The organism is Terrabacter aeriphilus, from assembly GCF_039542985.1.
In the GTDB taxonomy this organism is placed as follows: domain Bacteria; phylum Actinomycetota; class Actinomycetes; order Actinomycetales; family Dermatophilaceae; genus Terrabacter; species Terrabacter aeriphilus.
Genome location: NZ_BAABIW010000006.1, coordinates 292694 through 313417, shown reverse-complemented (window position 1 = coordinate 313417; position 20724 = coordinate 292694). Strand labels below are relative to the sequence as shown.

The 20724-nt window shown below is 74.2% G+C and carries 20 protein-coding genes; 9 read left to right on the top strand and 11 right to left on the bottom strand.

What is annotated here, in order from left to right:
• Nucleotides 1-76: 76 nt before the first annotated feature.
• The 3 genes from ABD979_RS03665 to ABD979_RS03655 all read left to right on the top strand — a co-directional run bounded on the left by ABD979_RS03665 (nucleotide 77) and on the right by ABD979_RS03655 (nucleotide 4792).
• Nucleotides 77-1951, top strand: coding sequence for an alkyl/aryl-sulfatase (locus ABD979_RS03665; protein WP_345506083.1), 1875 nt, complete (start codon nucleotides 77-79; stop codon nucleotides 1949-1951).
• A 146-nt stretch (nucleotides 1952-2097) separates the two neighbouring features.
• On the top strand, nucleotides 2098-3177 hold the full coding sequence (locus ABD979_RS03660) for an SGNH/GDSL hydrolase family protein (protein ID WP_345506082.1): 1080 nt from the start codon (nucleotides 2098-2100) through the stop codon (nucleotides 3175-3177).
• Nucleotides 3178-3235: 58 nt separating this feature from the next.
• Nucleotides 3236-4792, top strand: coding sequence for a phytoene desaturase family protein (locus tag ABD979_RS03655; protein WP_345506081.1), 1557 nt, complete (start codon nucleotides 3236-3238; stop codon nucleotides 4790-4792).
• A gap of 16 nt (nucleotides 4793-4808) precedes the next feature.
• On the opposite strand, the gene ABD979_RS03650 is transcribed toward ABD979_RS03655, so the two are convergent.
• Nucleotides 4809-5396, bottom strand: coding sequence for a DNA-3-methyladenine glycosylase I (locus tag ABD979_RS03650; protein WP_345506080.1), 588 nt, complete (start codon nucleotides 5394-5396; stop codon nucleotides 4809-4811).
• Between the two features lie 9 nt (nucleotides 5397-5405).
• On the bottom strand, nucleotides 5406-5984 hold the full coding sequence (locus tag ABD979_RS03645; protein ID WP_345506079.1) for a GNAT family N-acetyltransferase: 579 nt from the start codon (nucleotides 5982-5984) through the stop codon (nucleotides 5406-5408).
• 73 nt (nucleotides 5985-6057) lie between these two features.
• On the opposite strand from ABD979_RS03645, the gene ABD979_RS03640 reads away from it, so the two are divergent.
• The 4 genes from ABD979_RS03640 (at nucleotide 6058) to ABD979_RS03625 (ending at nucleotide 9752) form a co-directional block, all read left to right on the top strand.
• Entirely contained in the window at nucleotides 6058-6555 is a 498-nt protein-coding gene (locus tag ABD979_RS03640) for a DUF4385 domain-containing protein (protein WP_345506078.1), read from the top strand.
• A gap of 98 nt (nucleotides 6556-6653) precedes the next feature.
• Nucleotides 6654-7142, top strand: coding sequence for a CAP domain-containing protein (locus tag ABD979_RS03635; RefSeq protein WP_345506077.1), 489 nt, complete (start codon nucleotides 6654-6656; stop codon nucleotides 7140-7142).
• A gap of 58 nt (nucleotides 7143-7200) precedes the next feature.
• Entirely contained in the window at nucleotides 7201-8055 is an 855-nt protein-coding gene (locus ABD979_RS03630; protein ID WP_345506076.1) for a phosphatase PAP2 family protein, read from the top strand.
• A gap of 23 nt (nucleotides 8056-8078) precedes the next feature.
• Nucleotides 8079-9752, top strand: coding sequence for an NAD(P)/FAD-dependent oxidoreductase (locus ABD979_RS03625; protein WP_345506075.1), 1674 nt, complete (start codon nucleotides 8079-8081; stop codon nucleotides 9750-9752).
• 94 nt (nucleotides 9753-9846) lie between these two features.
• On the opposite strand, the gene ABD979_RS03620 is transcribed toward ABD979_RS03625, so the two are convergent.
• The 5 genes from ABD979_RS03620 to ABD979_RS03600 all read right to left on the bottom strand — a co-directional run bounded on the left by ABD979_RS03620 (nucleotide 9847) and on the right by ABD979_RS03600 (nucleotide 12878).
• Nucleotides 9847-10149: a hypothetical protein gene (locus ABD979_RS03620; RefSeq protein WP_345506074.1), complete on the bottom strand. Its 303-nt coding sequence runs from the start codon at nucleotides 10147-10149 to the stop codon at nucleotides 9847-9849.
• 51 nt (nucleotides 10150-10200) lie between these two features.
• Nucleotides 10201-10821: an FMN-binding negative transcriptional regulator gene (locus tag ABD979_RS03615; protein ID WP_345506073.1), complete on the bottom strand. Its 621-nt coding sequence runs from the start codon at nucleotides 10819-10821 to the stop codon at nucleotides 10201-10203.
• Between the two features lie 194 nt (nucleotides 10822-11015).
• On the bottom strand, nucleotides 11016-11360 hold the full coding sequence (locus ABD979_RS03610; protein WP_345506072.1) for a hypothetical protein: 345 nt from the start codon (nucleotides 11358-11360) through the stop codon (nucleotides 11016-11018).
• On the bottom strand, nucleotides 11357-12226 hold the full coding sequence (locus ABD979_RS03605; protein ID WP_345506071.1) for a DUF4097 family beta strand repeat-containing protein: 870 nt from the start codon (nucleotides 12224-12226) through the stop codon (nucleotides 11357-11359). Before ABD979_RS03605 ends, ABD979_RS03610 begins: the two co-directional genes overlap by 4 nt.
• Nucleotides 12227-12314: 88 nt before the next feature.
• Nucleotides 12315-12878, bottom strand: coding sequence for a toxin-antitoxin system HicB family antitoxin (locus ABD979_RS03600; RefSeq protein ID WP_345506070.1), 564 nt, complete (start codon nucleotides 12876-12878; stop codon nucleotides 12315-12317).
• Nucleotides 12879-12982: 104 nt separating this feature from the next.
• Here ABD979_RS03600 and ABD979_RS03595 point away from each other — a divergent pair, with 104 nt between their 5' ends.
• Nucleotides 12983-14299: an MBL fold metallo-hydrolase gene (locus tag ABD979_RS03595; protein ID WP_345506069.1), complete on the top strand. Its 1317-nt coding sequence runs from the start codon at nucleotides 12983-12985 to the stop codon at nucleotides 14297-14299.
• A gap of 78 nt (nucleotides 14300-14377) precedes the next feature.
• Nucleotides 14378-15475, top strand: coding sequence for an MBL fold metallo-hydrolase (locus tag ABD979_RS03590; protein WP_345506068.1), 1098 nt, complete (start codon nucleotides 14378-14380; stop codon nucleotides 15473-15475).
• Nucleotides 15476-15490: 15 nt separating this feature from the next.
• Here the strand turns inward: ABD979_RS03590 and ABD979_RS03585 are convergent, their stop codons facing one another.
• From ABD979_RS03585 to ABD979_RS03570, 4 genes are all read right to left on the bottom strand, one after another.
• Nucleotides 15491-16018 (bottom strand): GtrA family protein, encoded by a 528-nt coding sequence (locus tag ABD979_RS03585; RefSeq protein WP_345506067.1) that lies wholly within the window; start codon nucleotides 16016-16018, stop codon nucleotides 15491-15493.
• The gene (locus ABD979_RS03580; RefSeq protein WP_345506066.1) at nucleotides 16015-18102 is read right to left on the bottom strand and encodes a glycosyltransferase family 39 protein; all 2088 of its coding nucleotides are present in this window, start codon (nucleotides 18100-18102) and stop codon (nucleotides 16015-16017) included. The genes ABD979_RS03585 and ABD979_RS03580 overlap by 4 nt, the downstream gene beginning before the upstream one ends.
• 100 nt (nucleotides 18103-18202) lie before the next feature.
• Nucleotides 18203-19909: a sensor histidine kinase gene (locus tag ABD979_RS03575; protein ID WP_345506065.1), complete on the bottom strand. Its 1707-nt coding sequence runs from the start codon at nucleotides 19907-19909 to the stop codon at nucleotides 18203-18205.
• A complete protein-coding gene (locus tag ABD979_RS03570) occupies nucleotides 19887-20624 on the bottom strand; it encodes a response regulator transcription factor (RefSeq protein WP_345506064.1) in 738 nt (245 codons plus the stop codon). The genes ABD979_RS03575 and ABD979_RS03570 overlap by 23 nt, the downstream gene beginning before the upstream one ends.
• Nucleotides 20625-20724: the final 100 nt, after the last annotated feature.

The following is a 20724-nucleotide window of genomic DNA, read 5'->3' as shown; positions in this document are numbered from 1 at the left end:
TCGGGCGGGTGCCGACGGGGGTCATCACCCCGGCGGGGTGACGTGGCGGGAGCCGGCCCGGTGGTGCCATGGGCGCATGAGCGCAGCAGACGCCACCCCGACCATCACGGCCCAGCAGCGCAGCCTGCACGAGCGGCTGCCCTTCGCCGACGAGCACGACCTCGAGGCCGTCGACCGTGGCTTCGTCGCCGCGCTCGAGCCCGGCGTCGTCACGGGTGCCGACGGGCGCACCGCGTGGGACGGCGACAGCTACGCCTTCCTGCGCGGAGAGGCTCCCGACACCGTCAACCCGAGCCTCTGGCGACAGTCCGGACTCGTCGCCCGGCAGGGCCTCTTCGAGGTCGTGCCCGGCCTCTACCAGGTGCGCGGGCTCGACCTGTCGAACATCTCGTTCGTCGAGGGTGAGAGCGGCGTCATCGTCATCGACCCCCTCATCAGCGCGGAGCCCGCCGCGGCGGCGCTCGGCCTCTACCGCGCCCACCGCGGGCAGCGGCCCGTCGTCGCGGTCGTCTACACCCACTCCCACATCGACCACTTCGGCGGCGTCAAGGGCGTGACGACCCAGGAGGACGTCGACGCAAGCCGCTGCCAGGTCATCGCACCGGCCGGGCTCGTCGCGGAGGCGGTGTCCGAGAACGTCTACGCGGGCACGGCGATGAGCCGCCGCGCGGGCTACATGTACGGCGCCTCGCTCCCCCGCGGCGAGCGGGGACAGGTCGGCGCCGGGCTGGGCCAGACCACCTCGTCGGGCTCGGTGACGCTGATCGTGCCGACCGTGGACGTCACGTCGACCGGCGAGGAGCTCGTCGTCGACGGCGTGCGGATGGTCTTTCAGATGGCTCCCGGCACCGAGGCGCCGGCCGAGATGCACTTCCACTTCCCCGACCTGCGCGCCCTTTGCATGGCCGAGAACTCGACGCACACCCTCCACAACGTGCTGACGCTGCGGGGCGCCCTCGTGCGCGACCCGCACGCCTGGTCGGGCTACCTCACCGAGGCGATCGACCTGTTCGGCGAGCAGACCGACGTCGTCTTCGCCTCCCACCACTGGCCGACGTGGGGCCGGCAGGAGTGCGTCGAGTACCTCTCCCTCCAGCGCGACCTCTACGCCTACCTGCACGACCAGACGGTCCGGATGCTCAACCAGGGCATGACCGGCCCCGAGATCGCCGAGGCCATCGAGCTGCCGCCCGCCCTCGAGGCGGCTTGGCACACCCGCGGCTACTACGGGTCGGTCAGCCACAACGTCAAGGCCGTCTACCAGCGCTACATGGGGTGGTTCGACGGCAATCCGGCCCACCTCTGGCAGCACCCACCGGTCGAGGCGGGTCGCCGCTACGTCGAGTTCATGGGCGGGGCCGACGAGGTCGTGCGCAAGGCGCAAGGCTCCTACGACGCGGGCGACTTCCGTTGGGCCGCAGAGGTGCTCAGCCACGTCGTCTTCTCCGACGAGCACCATGCCGGTGCGCGCGAGCTGCTCGCCGCGACGTTCGAGCAGCTCGCCTACGGCTCCGAGAACGGGACGTGGCGCAACTTCTACCTCTCGGGGGCGCACGAGCTGCGCCACGGCAGCTTCGGCACGCCGACGTCGGCGGCCGCTCCGGACCTGCTCGCCCAGCTGACGCCGGAGCAGCTCTTCGACGCCCTCGCCATCCGCGTGCACGGGCCGCGGTCGTGGCACCTGCACCTGCGCCTCGACGTCGCGCTGACGGACGGCGACCGCTTCCGCCTCACCCTGCGCAACGGCGTGCTGACCTACTCCTCGGCGTTGCGGCACGACGAGCCGGACCTGACGCTCCGGATGCCGCGCGCGGCCCTCGGGGCCCTGATGTCCGGCGCCGACCCGGGCACCGTCGACGGGGTGGACGTCTCGGGCGACCCGGGCGTGCTCCAGGCGCTGCTCGGCGCCCTCGACGCGCCGGACCCCGACTTCGCCGTCGTCACCCCCTGAGCCCGTTTCGACTCGCGGGGCGTGGCGGCCGGCCCTACTGTCCGAGTCGGGACGCGTGACGCGGGGCACATCGTGGGCGCCGGGCGACGTCCCCGGCGGCTGCGGCGCCCGGCGCGGCAGCCCTCCACCCACCCGAGGAGCGTGTCGTGAAGAGCAGGTTGGTTTCGTCCCCCGTCCGCCGCCGCGTGCTCGGCGCCGGCATCGCCGCCCTGTCGGGCCTCGGCGCGGCCCTCGCCCTGGGCGCTCCCGCTGCCACGGCCGCCGGCACCGGCTACGTCGCCCTCGGCGACTCCTACTCCTCCGGCACGGGCACGCGCAGCTACATCTCCGACGGCACGTCGTGCCAGCGCTCGGTCTACGCCTACCCCTCCCTCGACGCCGCCGCCCTCGGGCTGTCGCTCACCTTCCGCGCCTGCTCCGGCGCGACCGTCGCCGACGTGACGAACAGCCAGCTGTCGGCGCTCACGACCTCGACGGCATACGTGACGATCTCGGTGGGCGGCAACGACGCCGGCTTCGCGAGCGTGCTGACCGAGTGCGCCCAGCCGGGGTGGCTCAGCAACTGCAACGGCGCCATCGACAAGGCCCAGACGACGGTCAACAGCACGATCCCCGGGCGGCTCGCAACGCTCTACTCCTCGATCCGCGCGAAGGCGCCCAACGCCCGGGTGGTCGTCGTCGGCTACCCCCGCATCTTCAACGGCGAGGACTGCAACGCCCTCACGTGGTTCTCCCCCGCCGAGGAGACACGCCTCAACGCGATGGCCGACCTGCTCAACTCGCGCACGTCGGCGGCGGCCTCGACCGCCGGCTTCACCTTCGTCAACCCGACCTCGCGCTTCCTCGGCCACGCCGTCTGCGACAGCCCCGAGTGGCTGAACGGGCTGTCCAGCCCGATCAGCGACAGCTACCACCCCAACGTCGCCGGCCACCGCGACGGCTACGCGGTCGTCACCAAGCCCGCCTTCGGCCTGCCGGTCCGGCTCTCCGCGGCCCGGGCGGAGGCGCGCGCCGTCGCGTCGGCCGACGCCCTCGCCCGCGACGCGAGGCGGTATGCCGCCGTCGACCGCACGATCACGCCGGAACGGTTCGTGGCGCCCGACCTCACGACCCCCGCGGCGAGGGCGGCCGCGAAGCGCGCCGGGGTCGACCTGGGCAGCCGGGCGAGCATCGACGCCGCCGACCGCGCGTGGTCGGCCCGACAGGACGCCGCCGCGCGCCGCTGACGAGCGGGGGCGGACGCGCCCGGGTGGCGACCGGGGCGCGTCGCCCTAGGGTGGCCTCGTGCGCTACGACGACATCATCATCGGGGCCGGCCACAACGGGCTGACCGCCGCCGCCTACCTCGCCCGCGCCGGGCGCTCGGTGCTCGTGCTCGAGGCAGCCGACCACGTGGGCGGCGCGGCCGTGTCGGCCCGGGCCTTCGAGGGCGTCGACGCGCGGCTCTCGCGCTACTCCTACCTCGTCTCGCTCCTGCCCCGGCAGGTGCTGACCGACCTCGACCTCGACCTGCGCCTCATCCGCCGGCGCTACTCGAGCTACACGCCGGTGCCCGGCGACCCGGCCCGGGGCCTGCTCGTCGACAACGCCGACGAGGCCGCCACGCGGGCGGCGTTCCGTGCGCTCACGGGCGGCGACGACGCGTATGCCGGGTGGAGCGACTTCTACGGCCGCATGACCGAGGTCGCCGGCCGGGTCTTCCCGACGGTCCTCGAGCCGCTGCGCTCGCGCGACGACGTGCGCACGCTCTCGGGTGACCCCGAGCTCTTCGACGCGCTGACGAAGCGACCGATCGGCGAGCTCATCGAGTCGGTCACGGCCGACGACACGCTCCGCGGCATCATCGCGACCGACGCCCTCATCGGCACCTTCGCCTCCCTCGGCGAGGCCGACCTGCGCCAGAACGTCTGCTTCCTCTACCACCTCGTCGGCGGCGGCACCGGCGACTGGGACGTGCCCGTCGGCGGCATGGGCGCGCTCACCGACTCCCTTGCGGCAGCAGCGGTCTCGGCCGGTGCGACGGTGCTCACCGGCGCGCGCGTGACGTCGGTGGACCCCTCGACGGGCCAGGTCGCCTGGGCCGGCGGCAGCGCCGGCAGCGGCACGGCGACGGGAGCCTCCCTCGTGGCCGGGTGCGCGCCCGCGGTGCTCGACGGCCTGCTCGCGGCCGCCGGGGCCGACCCGATCGGCACCGAGCACGACGTCGAGGGTGCCCAGCTCAAGGTCAACATGCTGCTGACCCGCCTGCCGCGCCTGCGCGACGAGAGCGTCGACCCCGCCGCCGCCTTCGCCGGCACGTTCCACATCAACGAGGGCTACGGCCAGCTCGAGCAGACGTATGCCGCCGCACGCGACGGGCGCATCCCCGACCTGCCGCCGTGCGAGATCTACTGCCACACCCTCTCGGACCGATCGATCCTCGGTGCCGACCTCGCCGCGAGCGACGCGCAGACGCTGACGCTCTTCGGCCTGCACCTGCCGGCGCGGCTCTTCCGGGCCGACAACGAGCGCGCCCGCGAGGAGGCGCTCGCCGCCACCCTGCGCTCGCTCGACTCGGTGCTCGGTGAGCCCGTCGCGTCGGTGCTCGCCCGCGACGCCGCCGGCAACCCGTGCATCGAGGTCAAGAGCCCGGTCGACCTCGAGGAGGCCGTCGGCCTGCCCGGCGGCAACATCTTCCACCGATCGCTGCAGTGGCCCTGGGCCGAGCGCGACGACGAGGTGGGCACCTGGGGCGTCGAGACGGTGCACGGCCGCCTGCTCCTCGCGGGCGCGGGTGCGCGGCGGGGCGGCGGCGTCAGCGGCATCCCCGGCCACAACGCCGCGCGCGCGATCCTCGGCTGACCCGGGGCGAGTCGGGTCAGTCGGGCCAGACGCCCGAGCTGCCCCGGCGGTGACTCGTCAGCAGGTGCGTGTCGACGATGCCGACGGCCTCCATCAACGCATACATGGTCGTCGGCCCGACGAACGCGAAACCCTTGCTGCGCAACGCCTTCGACAGCGCCTTGCTCTCCGGCGACACGGTGGGCACCTCGGAGTGGTCGTGGGGTCGCGGCGTGTCCGCCGGCGCGAAGCCCCAGACGAGGTCGACGAGCCCGCCCTCCTCGCGGAGGGCGATCGTGGCCCTCGCGTTCGTGATCGTGGCCCGGATCTTCCCGCGGTGGCGGATGATGCCCGCGTCGCCGAGCAGCCGCTCGACGTCGTCGTCGGAGAAGGTCGCCACGACGTCCGGGTCGAAGCCGGCGAAGACCTCGCGGAAGCGGGGGCGCTTGCGCAGGATCGTCGCCCACGACAGCCCTGCCTGGAAGCCCTCGAGGCAGATCCGCTCGTAGAGCCCGCGCTCGTCGCGCACCGGCATGCCCCACTCGGTGTCGTAGTAGTGCATGAGGAGCGGGTCGACCGAGGCCCACGCGGGACGGGCGAGCCCGTCGGCTCCGACGACAGTCATGGCGCGACCCTAGGCCAGGCCACGGCGCATGACGACACGGGGGAAGCCACCGGAGACGGAGGTCGTGTCGGCCGCCTTGACGAAGCCCGCCCGCTCGAAGAGGACCCGGGTGCCGACATAGGCCATCGTGAGGTCGACCTGCTCGCCGCGGTTGTCGACGGGGTAGCCCTCGACCGCCGGGGCGCCCTGGGCGCGGGCGTAGTCGACCGCACCCTCGAGGAGGGGCAGGGAGATGCCGCGGCGGCGGTGGCCGGGGCGGACCCGGATGCACCAGATCGACCACACGGCCACGTCGTCGACGTGCGGGATCTTTCTCGAGCGGGCGAAGGGCAGCTCGGACCGCGGCGCGAGCGCGGCCCAGCCGACGACCTCGTCGCCGTCGTAGGCGAGCACGCCGGGGGCGACGGGACGGCGCGTCAGCTCACGGACGTGCTCGCCGCGCTCCGGGCCGACGAGGCCCCGGTTGGTCGCGGCGTCGACGCGGTGGCTGAGGCACCAGCAGACGCTCGACGTCGGGTTCTTCGGGCCGAGCATCGTCGCGACGTCGTCGAACCGGGCGTGCGTGGCGGGACGCACCTCGATGGTCATGGTCCGAGGCTAGCCACCGGAGGTGGTCGCCGCCCGCCGCGCGTCGGCGCCACGGAACGGGCATGTGCCTGGGGTGACGGCCCCCGACCCCTACGCCGGTCTCGACCTCGAGACCCTCGACCTGCGCGTCCACCCCGAGCTCTACCGGGTCGGGCGCGGTGAGCAGGGGGTGCTGCGCGTGCAGCCCTACAAGGACGAGCTGCTGCCGCTCTGGCGCTTCCGGACGCCCGACGTCGCCCGCGAGAGCGCGGCCGCGATCCGCCAGAAGTTCGACGACTACCTCGCCGCCGACGACCTCGTCGGCGCCGACATGGCGCGCAAGTTCCTCCAGATGGGCTTCACCCGGGCGCGCCGCTACGCGAACCATCCCGGAGGACGCAAGTACGACGGCCCGGTGCCGGCGGGGCAGCGGGGCCGGAGCGGGGCGCACGGGCGGCGCGAGCTGCCGCGGGGCGCGCAGGACGAGGAGAAGGCCGAGGCCGCCGCGATCTTCAAGCAGGCGTGGGACGACGTCGAGCAGGTCACCACCTACACGCAGTGGCGCACGGAGCACCGCGCCACGCACGGGTGACGGGCGAAGCTTCGACAATTTGTCCGTTTTGTCGACACGGCCGGTCACGATCCGTACCGTGGCCGCACGGCACCCGCCCCCACCCTCCGGAGGAACCCATGACGACGACCACCGCCCGCACCCGCGCGACCCTCGTGCTCACCGCGGCCGCCGCGCTCGGCGCCGTGCCCACGGTCGCCGCCACCCCCTCCGCCGACGCGGCGACCGTCAGCGTGCAGAACCAGGTCATCTCCCTCGTCAACGCCCAGCGCGCCAAGGCGGGGTGCCGCGCGCTCGTGCTCGACGCGCGCCTGGCACGCGCGGCCCAGGCCCACTCGATCGACATGGCGAAGCGCCGCTACTTCTCGCACACGACGCCCGACGGGCGCACCTTCGCGCAGCGGATCCGCGCGCAGGGCTACACCGGCTCGATGATCGGCGAGAACATCGCTGCCGGCCAGCCGACCCCCAAGGCCGTCATGGACGCCTGGATGAAGAGCCCGGGGCACAAGGCCAACATCCTCAACTGCCGCTACCGCGCCATCGGTGTCGGTGCGGCCGTGGGCGGCCCCTACCGCTCCTACTGGACGCAGGACTTCGGCGGCTGAGCCCGCTCGGGCGCACCGCCGGGGCGGCGGGGGTGTCCGGACGGGTAAGGATGAGGGCATGCCCGACCCGATGCGATCGCAGACCCCCGACGACCGGATCGGCGCGCGCGACCTCACGGCCTGGCCGACGCGCTCCGGCCGCCGGCTCGTCGCCGTCGCCGCCGGTCTCGCCCGGCGGAGCCGACCCGCGGCCCGCAGCGTCGTGTCGTGGTCGAACGCCCACCTCGCCTTCGTCGTCTTCGCGGCCGTCGCGCTCGTCGTCCTCGTGCTGCTCGTCGAAGGGACCGAGACGGTCTACGAGGGCGTCGTGGGGCGTGACGGGGTCACGGCCGTCGACCAGCCGGTGCTCGACGCGGCCGTGTCGTGGCGCTCGCCCGGGCTCGACTCCGCGGTGACGACGTTCACCGACATCGGCGGCCCGGTCGGCATGCCGGTCCTCGCCGCCGTGGCCGTCGCCGTCCTCACGTGGCGGCGCCGTCGCTGGACGCCGGCCGTGCTCATGCTCATCGCGGCCGCCGGCTCGCTCGCGATGACGGTCGTCGGCAAGGACTTCGTCGACCGGGCGCGGCCGCCCGCAGCGCTCGCCGTGCCCCCGCTCGAGGTGTCGCCGTCGTTCCCGAGCGGCCACACCCTCAACGCGACGGTGCTGACGACCGTCGTGGTCTACCTCGTCCTCATCGAGACGACGGCGGCGTGGCAGCGCACCCTGACCATCACGCTCGGCGCCCTCTTCGTCCTGTCGATGGGCCTCTCCCGCGTCTTCCTCGGGCACCACTGGCTCACCGACGTGCTGGCGGGCTGGCTGATCGGCCTGGGCTGGGCCGTCGCCGTCCTCACGGCGCACCGGCTCTGGCTCACCCTGCGGGAACGACCGGCGCCCGCCGACCCGGCCGAGATCCCTGCCGAGCGCTGACCCGGCCTCCTAGGATCGGAGGGGTGAAGCCCGCCATCATCCTGGTGTCCGAGTCCCGCTGCGAGGAGCTGCGCGACGAGTTCGGGCGCTACGCGAGGGACTACGACCTGCCGACCGCCACCTCGGCGCACGAGGCGAAGCAGCAGGCCCGCCGCGTCGTGGCCGAGGGCGGGCAGGTCGCGATGTTCGTCACCGAGTCGCGCCTGCCCGACGCCGAGGTGCTCGAGGCGTTCCACTGGTGGCGGGCCACGGTGCCGACGGCCCGGCGCGTCATCGCCGCGCACGTCTCCGCCTTCCGCGAGGACGCCGCCGCCCTGCGCGGGGGCATGGCCAAGGGCAAGTACGACGCCTACCTCCTCGCCCCGCGCGGCGCCCGCGACGAGGAGTTCCACACCGCCATCTGCGAGCTGCTCTCCGACTGGGGCTCGACCGTGGCCGAGCCGGAGGTCGTCGCCGTGGCCATCGTCTCGCCGGTCGAGGACGCCCTCACCCTCTCGATCCGCGACTACCTCGACCGGATGGGCATGCCGAACCGGGTCTACGCCCCCGACACCGACGAGGGCCGGCACGTGCTCGAGCTCGCCGGGCCCGACCCGCAGTTCCCCCTCGTCATGGACCTCGGCGAGCGGGTCGCCACCGCGCGCAGCGTCAGCGACGTCGCCGCCCGCATCTACGGGCGCCCCGCCGACGTCGACGTCGACCGCGTCGTCGACGTCGCCGTCGTCGGGGCGGGACCGGCCGGTCTCGCGGCCGCCGTCTACGCCTCGTCGGAGGGCCTGTCGACGGTCGTCCTCGAGGCGGAGGCCATCGGTGGTCAGGCCGGCACGTCGTCGATGATCCGCAACTACCTCGGCTTCCCGCGGGGCATCTCCGGCATGCGGCTCGCGCAGCGGGCGCGCAACCAGGCGGTGCGCTTCGGCACGGAGTTCTTCACGGGCTGGCCGGTCACGTCGCTCACGCCGGGCGCGGCCGGTGCCGACGGCATACGCCCCCACGTGCTGCACACCGAGGGCGGCGACGTGCACGCCCGGGCCGTCGTCGTGTCGGCCGGCGTCACCTACCGCCGGCTCGACGCGCCCGGCATCGAGCGGCTCGTGGGGCTCGGCGTCAACTACGGGAGCGCCATGACCGCGGCGCGGGAGATGGAGGGCGCCGACGTCGTCGTCGTGGGCGGTGGCAACTCCGCGGGCCAGGCCGCGATCCACCTCGCGCGCTTCGCGCGCTCCGTGACGATCCTCGTGCGCCGGCCCACCCTCGCCGAGACGATGTCGAGCTACCTCGTCGGCGAGATCGACTACAACCCGCGGATCCGCGTCGAGGGATGCTCCGAGGTGGTCGAGGGCGGCCCCGGCGACGACGGACGGCTCGGGTGGGTCACCGTGCGCCGCACCGACGACGGCACCGAGCAGCGCCGCGACGCACGCGGCCTCTTCCTGCTCATCGGCGCCTCCCCCCGGTGCGACTGGCTGCCCGACGAGGTGGCGCGCGACGCGCGGGGCTTCGTGCTCACCGGTCGCGACGTGCCGACGGAGCACTGGCGGGGCGGCCGGCCACCGGAGAGCCTCGAGACGACGGTGCCCGGCATCTTCGCTGCGGGCGACATCCGGGCGGGGTCGATGAAGCGGGTGGCCGCCGCGAGCGGGGAGGGCGCGTCGGTCGTGCCCCTCGTTCACGCCTGGCTCGACCCCACCCACTGACCCCGCAACACACCGAGGAATCCGCAACTCACCGGGATCCGGTCCCGGTGAGTTGCGACCTTCTCGGTGTGTTGCCGTATGCCGGGGCGGGCGGTCACAGGCGGATGAGTTGGCCGTCGCGGAACGAGTACCGGTAGGCGCTCGTCGTCGCGGCCGGCAGGTTGGCGGGGTGGGCCGCCGGGTGGCGGTGCGGGTGCGGGGCCGGCACGGCCGCCCGGAGCGGCTTGATGCCCTCGGCGACGCCCGCCGCGTGGGCCTGCCCGGCGCCGAGGGCGGTGGTCCCGACGAAGGCGACGGCCACGGCCGCGCCGGCGGCGCCGAGACCGCGACGGAGGGTGGTGCGGAAGGTGGCCGGGGCCGGGGCGGGGGCGCGGTCGGGGGCTGGTGTCGTGTCCATGGCCCGAGCGTCGGCCCGGCGGCTGTGGCCCGACTGTGCCCTGCTCGTGCGTCAGGACAGCGTTGCGTCCATGGCGTCCGCGACCGCCGTCGCCGCCGCGTCGCCCTCGGCACGCAGCCCGGCGAGCGCCCCGCGGCGGTCGGCGTCGGACCGGTTCTGGCTGAGCTTCGCCTTGCCCTCGACGGCCTCCACCACGAGCTCGACGCCGACGATCGCGCGCAGCCGGCCCGCGACGTACTTCTCCGGCGCGTCCGAGACCGACCACGGGTGCTCGCGACCGGCCTCGTGCCGCTGCGTGAGGCGGGTGACGACGTCGAGCACCCAGTCCGGGTCGTCGTGCACCGTGACGGCGCCGCGCAGCTGCACCTCGGAGTAGTTCCACGTCGGCACGACCCGGCCGTGCTCGGCCTTGGACGCGTACCAGCCGGGCGAGACGTAGGCGTCCGCGCCGCCCACGACGACGAGCCCCGGCGAGCCGGGGGCGATGCGGCGCCAGTGCTCGTTGGCCCGCGCGAGGTGGCCGATCACGCGGTCGCCGTCGTGGAGCACGGGCAGCAGCGTCACGTCCGGCGCACCGTCGGGCCCGACGGTGACGAGGTGCGCCGCGGGGTGGGCGTCGAGGAACGCCGACACCTCCCCGGCGGTCATGGCGTTCGCCTTCGGCACGTACATGCCCCGATGGTGCCACGGCCCCCGCGCCCGGGTGCCCCACCCGGCATCCGGGCTCCGGCGGGGACGGATGACGCATCGTCGTGCCCGTCCGGCGGCCCTCCGATCGCGGCCCGGCCACGACGGTGCGTCATCGGTCCCGACCGGCCCACGGAGCCCGCCGACGGTGCTCGACGGGCTCCGGTGAGGGGCGGGCCTCAGGTGTGCCGGTGCGGGGACCGGCGCGGCGCGGCCGTCCACGGCCGCGGGTTGCCGGCGTGCACCGCCGTCACGACGTGGAGGTCCGGTTGGCGGTCGGCCCGGCGGGCGGCGTGCCGGTCGGCGTGGAGGTCGGCGTGGCGGTCGGCGTGCCGGTCGGCGTGGCGCGGCCGCTCGGCCGCGGGGTCCAGCCGCTCGGCGAGGCTGCGCAGGAGCAGCGCGGCCCGCGCGTGGCGGCGCGTGCGCCCCTGCTTCGGGGCGTGGTGGCGCGCGGCGGAGCGCTCGACGATGAGGTCGCGGGCCAGCGCCTCCTGGGGCGTCAGGCTGACCGTTCCGGTGCTCATGCGAGGCTCACCTGTGCCCGCTTGACGCGGATGTCGCCGCTGCCGGAGTGGACGACGAGACGGGTCTGCGCCTCGGCGTCGCCGGGGCCCGACGTCTCGTCGAGGTCGATCGTGACGTCGCCGGTCACGGTGTTGAGGTCGAGGTAGGCCGCGACGCCGCTCGCGACAGCGATGGTCACGTCACCGGTGCCGGTGCGGCCGCGCACCTCACCGCCGTGCACGCCGCCGAGGCGGATGTCGCCGGTGCCGGTCGTCAGCTCGAGGTCGCCCGTCGAGGCGCCGACGGTGAGGTCGCCGGAGCCCGTCCGGGCCTTGACGGCCGCGTCGGAGCGGCGCAGGTCGATGTCACCGCTGCCGGAGACGAGGTCGAGGCGCCCGCCCCCGGAGCCGATCGTGATGTCGCCGCTGCCCGTCTTCGCGTCGAGGTCGCCGCGGGCGGCCTGGACCGTGATGTCGCCCGAGCCCGACTTGAACGCGCCGCTGCCCACCTCGTGGAAGGTGACGTCGCCGGCGCCGGTCGAGGCACGCACGTCGCCGAGCAAGCCGACCGCGGTGACGTCGCCCGCGCCGGTCTTGGCCTCGACCGCGCTGGCGCCCGGAAGCTCGATCTCGACGTCGACCGAGCCCTTCGTCCCGAGCGAGAAGAAGCTGTCGCGCAGCTTCGGGGCGAGCACCGAGACGTCGTTCCCGTGCGCCTCGACGGTGAACTTCTCGGCGATGTCGGCGCCGTGCTTGCCGTGCGGGTGCAGGCGCACGGTCGTCGTGGGGCCGTCGCCGACCGTCAGCGTGAGGTCGCCGACGAGCAGCTCGGCCTTGAGCGTGATCGGACCCGTCGTGTCGAAGCGGGTCTCGAGGGTGGTGCCCATGGGATGTCCCCTTTGTGTCGTGGTCGTGCGGATCGGATGCTTCAGGTGGTTCGGGTGGGCCAGGTGGTGCCGGCCGTCGGTCGGTGCGTCAGCGCACCCAGCCCTGCACGCGCTTGTTGGAGGAGCGGTTGCGCCCCGGGGCGCCGGGGCCGAACTGCGGTCCGGGCGGCATCGGGGGGAAGCCGGGCGCCGGCGGCAGGCCGCCACCGGTGGCGGCGCGGACCGCGTTGACGATCCACGTGTTGAGCGACTGGCCCCGGCCGGTCGCGAGCTCCTCGGCCCGCACCTTGAGCGCCTCGGGGAGACGCAGCGTGATGCGCGCCGTCTCGGCCCCCTCGTCCTCCGGTGACATCACCGTGGTGTCATCGACCGCGACGGGCCGGGTGTCGTCGTCGAGGACGGCGGCCGGCCCGGCCCCGACGACGACGAAGACGGGCTCGCGGCCCTGCAGGCGCACCTCGACCGACGTGCCGTCGAGCTCGTTGGTGATCTCGGCCGCAGCGTGCGAGAGCGCATCCATCAGCGCGAGCCGGGCGGAGGAGTCGAGGGCGAAGCCGATGCGTTCCGCGGCCTGCTCGGTCTCCGGTCCCATCGCCCTGGCCGCCTGGGCGAGGTCTCGACGCAGTGCGTCGACGTACTCCGTGATGTCCATGCGCATCACTATGACACCACCATGGTGTCACGTCAACACCGTGATGACGCCGTACCGTCGCGGGGTACGGTCGACGCACCCCTCACCCTGTTGAAAGGTCACCGATGCGCAGCCTCGGAACCTCGGACCGCCCGGCCGTGCGGGCCCTGTCGTCCGCCATCGAGACGGTCTCCTCCCGCACCCGCGCACGCCAGTTCGTCCGCGTCATGAACCGCATGGGCGCCTCCCCCGCGGCGATCCTGCCCCTCGTCGAGGGCTCGCCGAACTTCACGGGCCGCCGCTTCGAGGGCGAGGAGCCGTCGCTGCGCCCGCGGGTCAAGGCCCAGACGAGCGCCCTGCTCGCGGCGATCCGGGTGAGCGGTCGGGGCGAGCCCGTCTCCGACGTGCCGCTCGTGCCTGCCGCGCACCCGGCGCACCCGGGCGAGCTCGCCGTCACGTGGTACGGCCACGCGACGACGGTGCTCGAGGTCGACGGCGCCCGCTTCCTCATCGACCCCGTCTTCAGCGAGCGCGTCTCGCCGATCCGGCACGTCGGGCCGAAGCGACTGCACCCCGTGCCCGGCACCATCGCCGACCTCCCCACCATCGACGCGGTGCTGCTGAGCCACGACCACTACGACCACCTCGACCAGCCCTCGATCGTGCGACTCGAGCAGACCCACCGCCCGCACTACGTCGTGCCGCTCGGCGTCAACGCCCACCTGCTCGCCTGGGGCGTGCCGGAGGAGCGGATCACCGCGCTCGACTGGCGCGAGGAGACCGTCGTCGCCGGCATCCGGCTCACCTGCACCGAGGCCCGGCACAACTCCGGGCGCGGTCTCGTCGACAGCCAGACCCTGTGGGCCGGCTGGGCCCTGCACGGGCCGCGGCACAACGCCTACTTCGCCGGTGACTCGGGCACCTCGAAGCGGTTCGCGGCCATCGGGGCCGACCTCGGCCCGTTCGACCTGACACTCATGCCGATCGGCGCCTACGACTCCTTCTGGCCCGACATCCACATGGATCCCGAGCAGGCGCTCGCCGCCCACCGCGACGTCAACCGCATCGGCGACGAGGTGCACGCCCTGACCGCCGACGCGGCCGGCGTGGCCGACGGCTTCATCGCCGGCGACCACCGCATCGACACCCCCGGCGGCGAGCACGAGGAGGGTGAGCAGACCGAGACGACGCGCACCGTCGCGACGGCTGCCCACGAGTCGCTCCTCGTTCCGGTCCACTGGGCCACCTTCAACCTCTCCACCCACTGGTGGGCCGAGCCGGTGCGCCGCCTGCGTCGCGGCGCCCGCGAGGCCCGGGTGCCCGTCGCCTTCCCGCGCGTCGGGGAGCGCCTCGACGCGACGGGCGGCGACGCGCACGCGGTGGCGGCCCGGTTCGCCGAGCCCTGGTGGGAGCGGTGCGCCGACCCGGAGGACCGCGACTGAGCCTCGCGGCACCCAGGGGGAACTCGGCGGGCTCCCCCGACGCTGGAACGTCAGGACCACGAGTGGCAGGAGAAGCCCGTGCAGCTACCGATCCTCCGGAAGATGGGCGCGTCGACCGCAGCCCAGCGCAGCCGGGTCACGGCGTCGCCGAACTACCGCGACGGCGAGTTCCGTTCGCACGAGCCGACGCACGTCGTCGCGGCGCCCGAGGCCGAGGCCCCGGGCAGCATGCTCTCCACGATGGTGCGCGAGTTCGGCCGTGGCCGTCCGCGCGGCACCGTGCCGCTCGTGCGCCCGCGCCACCCCCACGAGCCCGCCGACCTCGCCGTCACGTGGTACGGCCACGCGACGAGCGTCGTCGAGCTCGACGGGCGCCGCTTCCTGCTCGACCCCGTGTTCGGTGACCGCGTCTCGCCGTCCGCCTTCCTGGGCCCGCGGCGCCTGCACCCGGTGCCGGGCGGGATCGCCGAGCTCCCCCGGCTCGACGCCGTCGTCATCAGCCACGACCACTACGACCACCTCGACGAGCCGTCGATCCGGCAGCTCGAGCGCAGCCACCGCCCCCACTACGTCGTGCCCATCGGGGTCGACGAGCACCTGAGGTCGTGGGGTGTGCCGGCCGGCCGCATCACGAGCCTCGACTGGCGCGAGGAGACGGAGGTGGCGGGGGTCCGCATCACCTGCACCGAGGCCCGGCACTTCTCCGGTCGCGGCTTCGTGCGCAACCAGACGCTGTGGGCCGCCTGGTCGCTGCACGGCCCGGCGCACGGCGTCTTCTTCGGCGGCGACTCCGGCCCGACGCACCGCTATGCCGACATCGGGGCCGACCTCGGCCCCTTCGACCTCACGATCATCCCGGTCGGCGCCTACAGCGCCCACTGGCCCGACATCCACGTCAACCCCGACGAGGCGATCGACGCGCACGTCGAGGTCACCCGCGGCGCGCCCGACGCGGTCATGCTCCCCATCCACTGGGCGACCTTCAACCTCGCGACCCACTGGTGGAGCGAGCCGATCCGCTGGGCCCGCCGCGCGGCCGCCGATCGGGGCGTGCGGCTCGTGGCGCCCCGGGTCGGGGCCCGCATCGACCTCAGCGACGGGGACGTCGACGCCGTGGTCGCGGCGCACCAGGACCCGTGGTGGGAGGCCTGCGCCGCGCCCGACGACCGCGACTGACCCGACGGACCGCCATCAGCCGCGGTCCGGCCCGCTCCCCCGCACGCCGTCGACCACGTATGCCGGTTCGTGGCGGTCCGTCGGTGCGCCCGGTGCGCCCGGGGCCGGCTGCGCGGGAGCCCGGAAGATCCACCGTCGCATCGCCACGAAGCGCACCGCGGTGGAGAGCACGTTGGCCACCGCGACGACGGTGGTCTGCAGGAGCGTCCCGGCGCTCGGCACGAGCGCGCCGAGCACGGCGAGCGCCACGGTCGTCGCGGCATACGTGATGCCGAAGATGACGAGCGCCTGGCCGTGGTGCGCCACGAGGCCGCCCCGGCCCCGGACGCCGAACGTCCAGGCCCGGTTGAGCGCGGTGTTGACGATCGTGGCCAGCACGAGTGCCACCCCGTTGGCCACCTGGGCCGGGGCACCGCCCCGCACGAGGGCCGCGAAGAGGCCCAGGTGCAGGGCGGTGGAGAGGACCCCGACGCCGGCGAACCGGATCACCTGGCGCGAGAGCCCGGTCCGCGACCCGGCCGCGGCGGGCGAGCTCGTCGTCACCGGACCGGCTGCGTCAGGTCGTAGAACGTCGACCCGTCGATGGTGACGGCGGTGAAGTTCTCCTGCACCCACGAGCTGATCTGCGACGAGGCGCTGCTGCCGCCGTTCTGGTTGCCGAATCCCCTTCCGCCACCGGCGAAGTAGTGGATCTGGCCGTTCGCGACGTACTGCTGGAACTGCGCGAGCGTCGGGCTCGGGTCGGAGCCGTTGAAGCCGCCGACGGCCATCACCGGCAGCTGCGTGCCGAGCTGGAGCCCTGCGGCGGTCTGCGACCCGACGGCGGCGGCCACCCAGGTGAACTGGTCGGCGTCGGCCGACAGGGCCGCGACGACCGCGGTGCTCGGCGTCGAGGCGTCGAGCAGGCCGCCCATGCCGCCGCCCGCGCCGGTCCGGCCCGGCGTGCCGGTCTGGCCCGGCGTGCCGGTCTGGCCCTGCTGCGGCGCGGTGCCCTGCTGGCCACCGGGGAAGCCACCGAAGCCGCCCGCTCCACCGGGGCCACCGGCCCCACCGGGGCCACGGCTCGAGCCGGCCGGGCCGGCGGTCACGATCGACCCGCTGTGGCCCTGCGCGGTGGTCGACACGGCATACGCCCCCGGGCCCGCGACGCCGACGAGCAGGGCGGCCGCGATCACGGCGGGCACGGCCCGCGCGTGCAGCCACCGGGTGGCGAGGATGAGCAGGGCTGCCGCCATGCCGACGGCGAGCACCGAGACGCGCAGCCAGTCGCCGTAGGCGGTCGTGCGCGAGAGCAGGATGAAGCTCCACGTCGCGGCGGCTGCCGTGGCCGCGGCGAGGGCGATGGTGGCGACCGCGCTCGAGCGGCGCTCCCACGCCTCGACGGCGCCCATGCCGACGAGTGCGCCGATGGCCGGGGCGAGGGCCACGGTGTAGTACTCGTGGAAGATGCCGGCCATGAACGAGAAGACGAGCATCGTCACGACGAGCCAGCCGCCCCAGACGAGGTAGGCCGCGCGGCGCAGGTCGGTGCGTGGGCGACGGCCGCGCAGCCACAGGCCGGCCGCGAGCAGGACGAGCGCGCTCGGGATGAGCCACGAGATCTGGTCACCGACGCTCGAGGAGAACATCCGGAAGAGCCCGGTCTCGCCCCACTGGCCGCCCGCGCCACCGCCACCGCCACCGACGGAGCCGGTCTCGTCACCGCTCAGGCGGCCGAGCCCGTTGTAGCCGAAGGTCAGCTCGAGGAAGGAGTTCGTCTGGCTGCCACCGATGTAGGGGCGGGCGGAGGCGGGCACGAGCTCGACGATCGCGACCCACCAGCCGGCCGAGAGCACCATGGTGCCGACGGCGAGGAGCGAGTGGACGATGCGCGTGCGCAGGGTGGTCGGCGCCGCGACGAGGTAGGCGAGGCCGAAGAAGGGGACGACGAGCAGGACCTGGAGGGTCTTGGTGAGGAAGCCGAGGCCGATGAAGACGCCGACGACCATCATCCACTTCGGCGAGGCCTGCTCGATCGCCGTGACCGTGGCCCAGGCGCCGAGCGCCATGAGGAGCGTCAGGAGCGCGTCGGGGTTGTTGAAGGTGAACATCAGCGCGGCGACCGGCGTCAGGGCGAGCACGACGCCCGCGATGAGGCCGGCTGCGGCCCCGAACTGGCGGCGGACCGTGGCATAGACGACGCCGACCGTCGCGACGCCCATGAGCGCCTGCGGCAGGAGGATCGCGAACGAGCTGAGGCCGAGGAGGCGCACCGAGAGCGCCATGACCCACAACGAGGCCGGCGGCTTGTCGACGGTGATGGAGCTCGCGGCGTCGGAGCTGCCGTAGAAGAAGGCCTTCCAGCTGTCGCTGCCGGCCTGGACCGCCGCGGAGTAGAAGGAGTTGGCGTAGCCGCTCGCGGTGAGGTTCCACGTGTAGAGGACCAGCGTGAGCAGGAGCAGGGCGAGGAGCGCGGGCCGGGCCCACGACGGGTCGGCGGTCGGGCCGCGCCACAGGCGCTGCAGCCGAGCGGGACGGCCCCCGCGGGCGGCCGACGGGGAGGTGGTGCGGGGTCGCAGGTCGGCCGGCCCGGCGGGCGCCGCCGTGCTGCCCGGCGCGCCCGGAGAGGTGAGGGTCATCGTGTCCATGCCCCTACGCTCGGGCCCCGCACTGTGCCCGTCCTGTGACCCGACTGAGCCACCCTGATGAACCCCGGACCCCCGGTGACGGGACGCCGGGTCCGCGTGCTCAGGCGGGCAGCAGGAGCGAGAAGGTCGTGTCGCCCGGGCGGCTCTCGAGCTCGACGCGACCGCCGTGCGCCCTGCTGACGGCGGCGACGATCGAGAGCCCGAGGCCGGTGCTGCCGCCGGCGCGCACGCGGGCGTCGTCGCCACGGGCGAACCGCTCGAACACGTTGGGCTGCAACGACGCCGGCACCCCGGGCCCGTCGTCGTGCACGGCGACCCGCACCCAGTCACCCTCGGGCCGCACCGACGTCGTGACGTGGGTGCCGTCGGGGGTGTGGGTGCGCGCGTTGGCGAGGAGGTTGGCCACGACCTGGTGGAGCCGGGCACTGTCGCCCGTGACCTCGACCGGCTCGGGCGGGAGGTCGAGGTCCCACCGGTGCCCGGGTGACGCCGCGTGGGCGTCGCTCACGGCGTTGATGACGATCATCGACACGTCGACCGGCGCCTGCTCGAGCGGCCGGCCGGCGTCGAGACGCGCGAGCAGCAGGAGGTCCTCGACGAGCGAGCTCATGCGGTCGGCCTCCGACTCGATGCGGCCCATGGCATGGGTGACCGTGGGCGGCACGACGTCGGGCTCACGGCGCGTGAGCTCCGCGTAGCCCTTGATCGAGGCGAGCGGCGTCCGCAGCTCGTGCGAGGCGTCGGCGACGAACTGGCGCACGCGCTGCTCGCTCTGGTGCCGCGCGTTGAGGGCCTCGTCGACGTGGTCGAGCATCTCGTTGAAGGCGGCACCGACCTGCCCGACCTCGGTGCGGGTGTCGGTGTCGCTCGCGTCGACGCGCTCGGCGAGCGCCACCTGGCCGGAGTCGAGCGGCGTCTGGCTCACCTTCGTGGCCGTGGCCGCCACCCGGCGCAGCGGCTCGAGGTTGCGCCGCACGAGCCACGTGCCGACGAGCGCGACGAGGACGATGCCCGCGCCGACGGTCATCGTGGCGACGAGCACCATCTGCTTGATGGTCCGCTCGGTGGGGTCCATCGGCAGCCCGATGACGAGCGCCCCGACGGTCGTGCCGTTCGTGAGCACCGGCGTGGCCTGCACGCGGTAGGTGCCCATGCCGGTCAGCTCGATGTTCTTGGGGTCGCCACGCAGCCCGGCGCCCTGCAGCTCGGTCAGCTGCTCGGTCGTCAGCAGGACGGGCCCGCGCCCGCCCGCGCTGACCTTGCCGACGGGGTCGGGGAAGGCCGTCGTCGGGGTCGTCGGCAGGTAGGCGACGAGACCCTCGTCGCCCGGTCCGCGCGGCGGTCCGTCGCCGTCGTCGAGGCCGAAGTCGATGCCCCGGCGGTCGGACAGCAGCCGCACCATCGAGGACTTGAGCTGGTCGTCGACCTGCCCGGTCAGCTGGCGCCCGAGCGCCACGACGGTGAACGCGCCGGTGCAGAGGCTGATGACGGTGAAGAGGGCGAGCATCGAGGCGACGAGCTTGGCCCGCAGCGTCCACGCCGACCACGGTCGGACGCGGTCCTGCGCGGCCGCGAGGCGCCCGCGCACCGAGCGGCTCCCGGACCCCCCGGACCCCCCGGACCCGGCCGGGTCGGCCGACCCGGCCGACCCGGCCGACCCCGTCGACGCGTGAGGTGCGGCGGGCACGGGGCCGGACGACCCGGCATACGGCACCGGGAAGAGGTCGGGCGCGGTGTCGCCGGCGTCGTCGGGGAGGTCGGCGGGGTCGGGCAGCCCGGCGTCCTCAGACAGCCGGCTTGAGGACATAGCCAGCCCCTCGCATGGTGTGGATCATCGGCTCGCGACCCGCGTCGATCTTCTTGCGCAGGTAGGAGATGTAGAGCTCGACGACGTTGGCCTGGCCGCCGAAGTCGTAGTTCCAGACGCGGTCGAGGATCTGTGCCTTGGACAGCACGCGCTTCGGGTTGCGCATGAGGTAGCGCAGCAGCTCGAACTCCGTCGCGGTCAGGTGGATCTCGTCACCGCCACGCATCACCTCGTGGCTGTCCTCGTCGAGGGTGAGGTCGCCGACGACGAGCATCGAGTCGGACGACGACACGGCGATCGTCGTGCGGCGCATGAGGGCTCGCACCCGGGCGACGACCTCCTCGAGCGAGAAGGGCTTCGTCACGTAGTCGTCGCCGCCGGCGGTGAGCCCGGAGACGCGGTCCTCGACGGCGTCCTTGGCGGTGAGGAAGAGCACGGGCACGTTCGCGTTGTCGGCGCGCATGCGGCGCAGCACCTCGAGGCCGTCGAAGTCGGGGAGCATCATGTCGAGCACGACGGCGTCGGGGTCGAACTCGCGGGCCGCGCGCACCGCCTCCATGCCCGTGCCGGCCGTGCGCACCTCCCAGCCCTCGTAGCGCAGAGCCATGCCGAGCAGCTCGGTGAGGTTCGCCTCGTCGTCGACGACGAGCACCCGCACCGGGGAGCCGTCGAGTCGCTGGAGGCGGGCAGCCGCGGCCTTGGTCTTCTCGCTCATGACACCCAGTGAAACCCGGGGGGCTGTGCCGGCGCCAGCCTTTCCCTGTGCGATCCCTGTGGACACCCTGTCCGCACGAGTCCCAGCACGCCGACGGCTC

Excerpts from the sequence above, each read along its gene's own strand:
- ABD979_RS03665 (WP_345506083.1), top strand. The coding sequence starts at position 77 with ATGAGCGCAGCAGACGCCACCCCGACCATCACGGCCCAGCAGCGCAGC.
- ABD979_RS03650 (WP_345506080.1), bottom strand. The coding sequence starts at position 5,396 with ATGACTGTCGTCGGAGCCGACGGGCTCGCCCGTCCCGCGTGGGCCTCG.
- ABD979_RS03645 (WP_345506079.1), bottom strand. The coding sequence starts at position 5,984 with ATGACCATCGAGGTGCGTCCCGCCACGCACGCCCGGTTCGACGACGTC.
- ABD979_RS03635 (WP_345506077.1), top strand. The coding sequence starts at position 6,654 with ATGACGACGACCACCGCCCGCACCCGCGCGACCCTCGTGCTCACCGCG.
- ABD979_RS03630 (WP_345506076.1), top strand. The coding sequence starts at position 7,201 with ATGCCCGACCCGATGCGATCGCAGACCCCCGACGACCGGATCGGCGCG.
- ABD979_RS03620 (WP_345506074.1), bottom strand. The coding sequence starts at position 10,149 with ATGGACACGACACCAGCCCCCGACCGCGCCCCCGCCCCGGCCCCGGCC.
- ABD979_RS03615 (WP_345506073.1), bottom strand. The coding sequence starts at position 10,821 with ATGTACGTGCCGAAGGCGAACGCCATGACCGCCGGGGAGGTGTCGGCG.
- ABD979_RS03610 (WP_345506072.1), bottom strand. The coding sequence starts at position 11,360 with ATGAGCACCGGAACGGTCAGCCTGACGCCCCAGGAGGCGCTGGCCCGC.
- ABD979_RS03605 (WP_345506071.1), bottom strand. The coding sequence starts at position 12,226 with ATGGGCACCACCCTCGAGACCCGCTTCGACACGACGGGTCCGATCACG.
- ABD979_RS03600 (WP_345506070.1), bottom strand. The coding sequence starts at position 12,878 with ATGGACATCACGGAGTACGTCGACGCACTGCGTCGAGACCTCGCCCAG.
- ABD979_RS03595 (WP_345506069.1), top strand. The coding sequence starts at position 12,983 with ATGCGCAGCCTCGGAACCTCGGACCGCCCGGCCGTGCGGGCCCTGTCG.
- ABD979_RS03580 (WP_345506066.1), bottom strand. The coding sequence starts at position 18,102 with ATGGACACGATGACCCTCACCTCTCCGGGCGCGCCGGGCAGCACGGCG.
- ABD979_RS03575 (WP_345506065.1), bottom strand. The coding sequence starts at position 19,909 with ATGTCCTCAAGCCGGCTGTCTGAGGACGCCGGGCTGCCCGACCCCGCC.
- ABD979_RS03570 (WP_345506064.1), bottom strand. The coding sequence starts at position 20,624 with ATGAGCGAGAAGACCAAGGCCGCGGCTGCCCGCCTCCAGCGACTCGAC.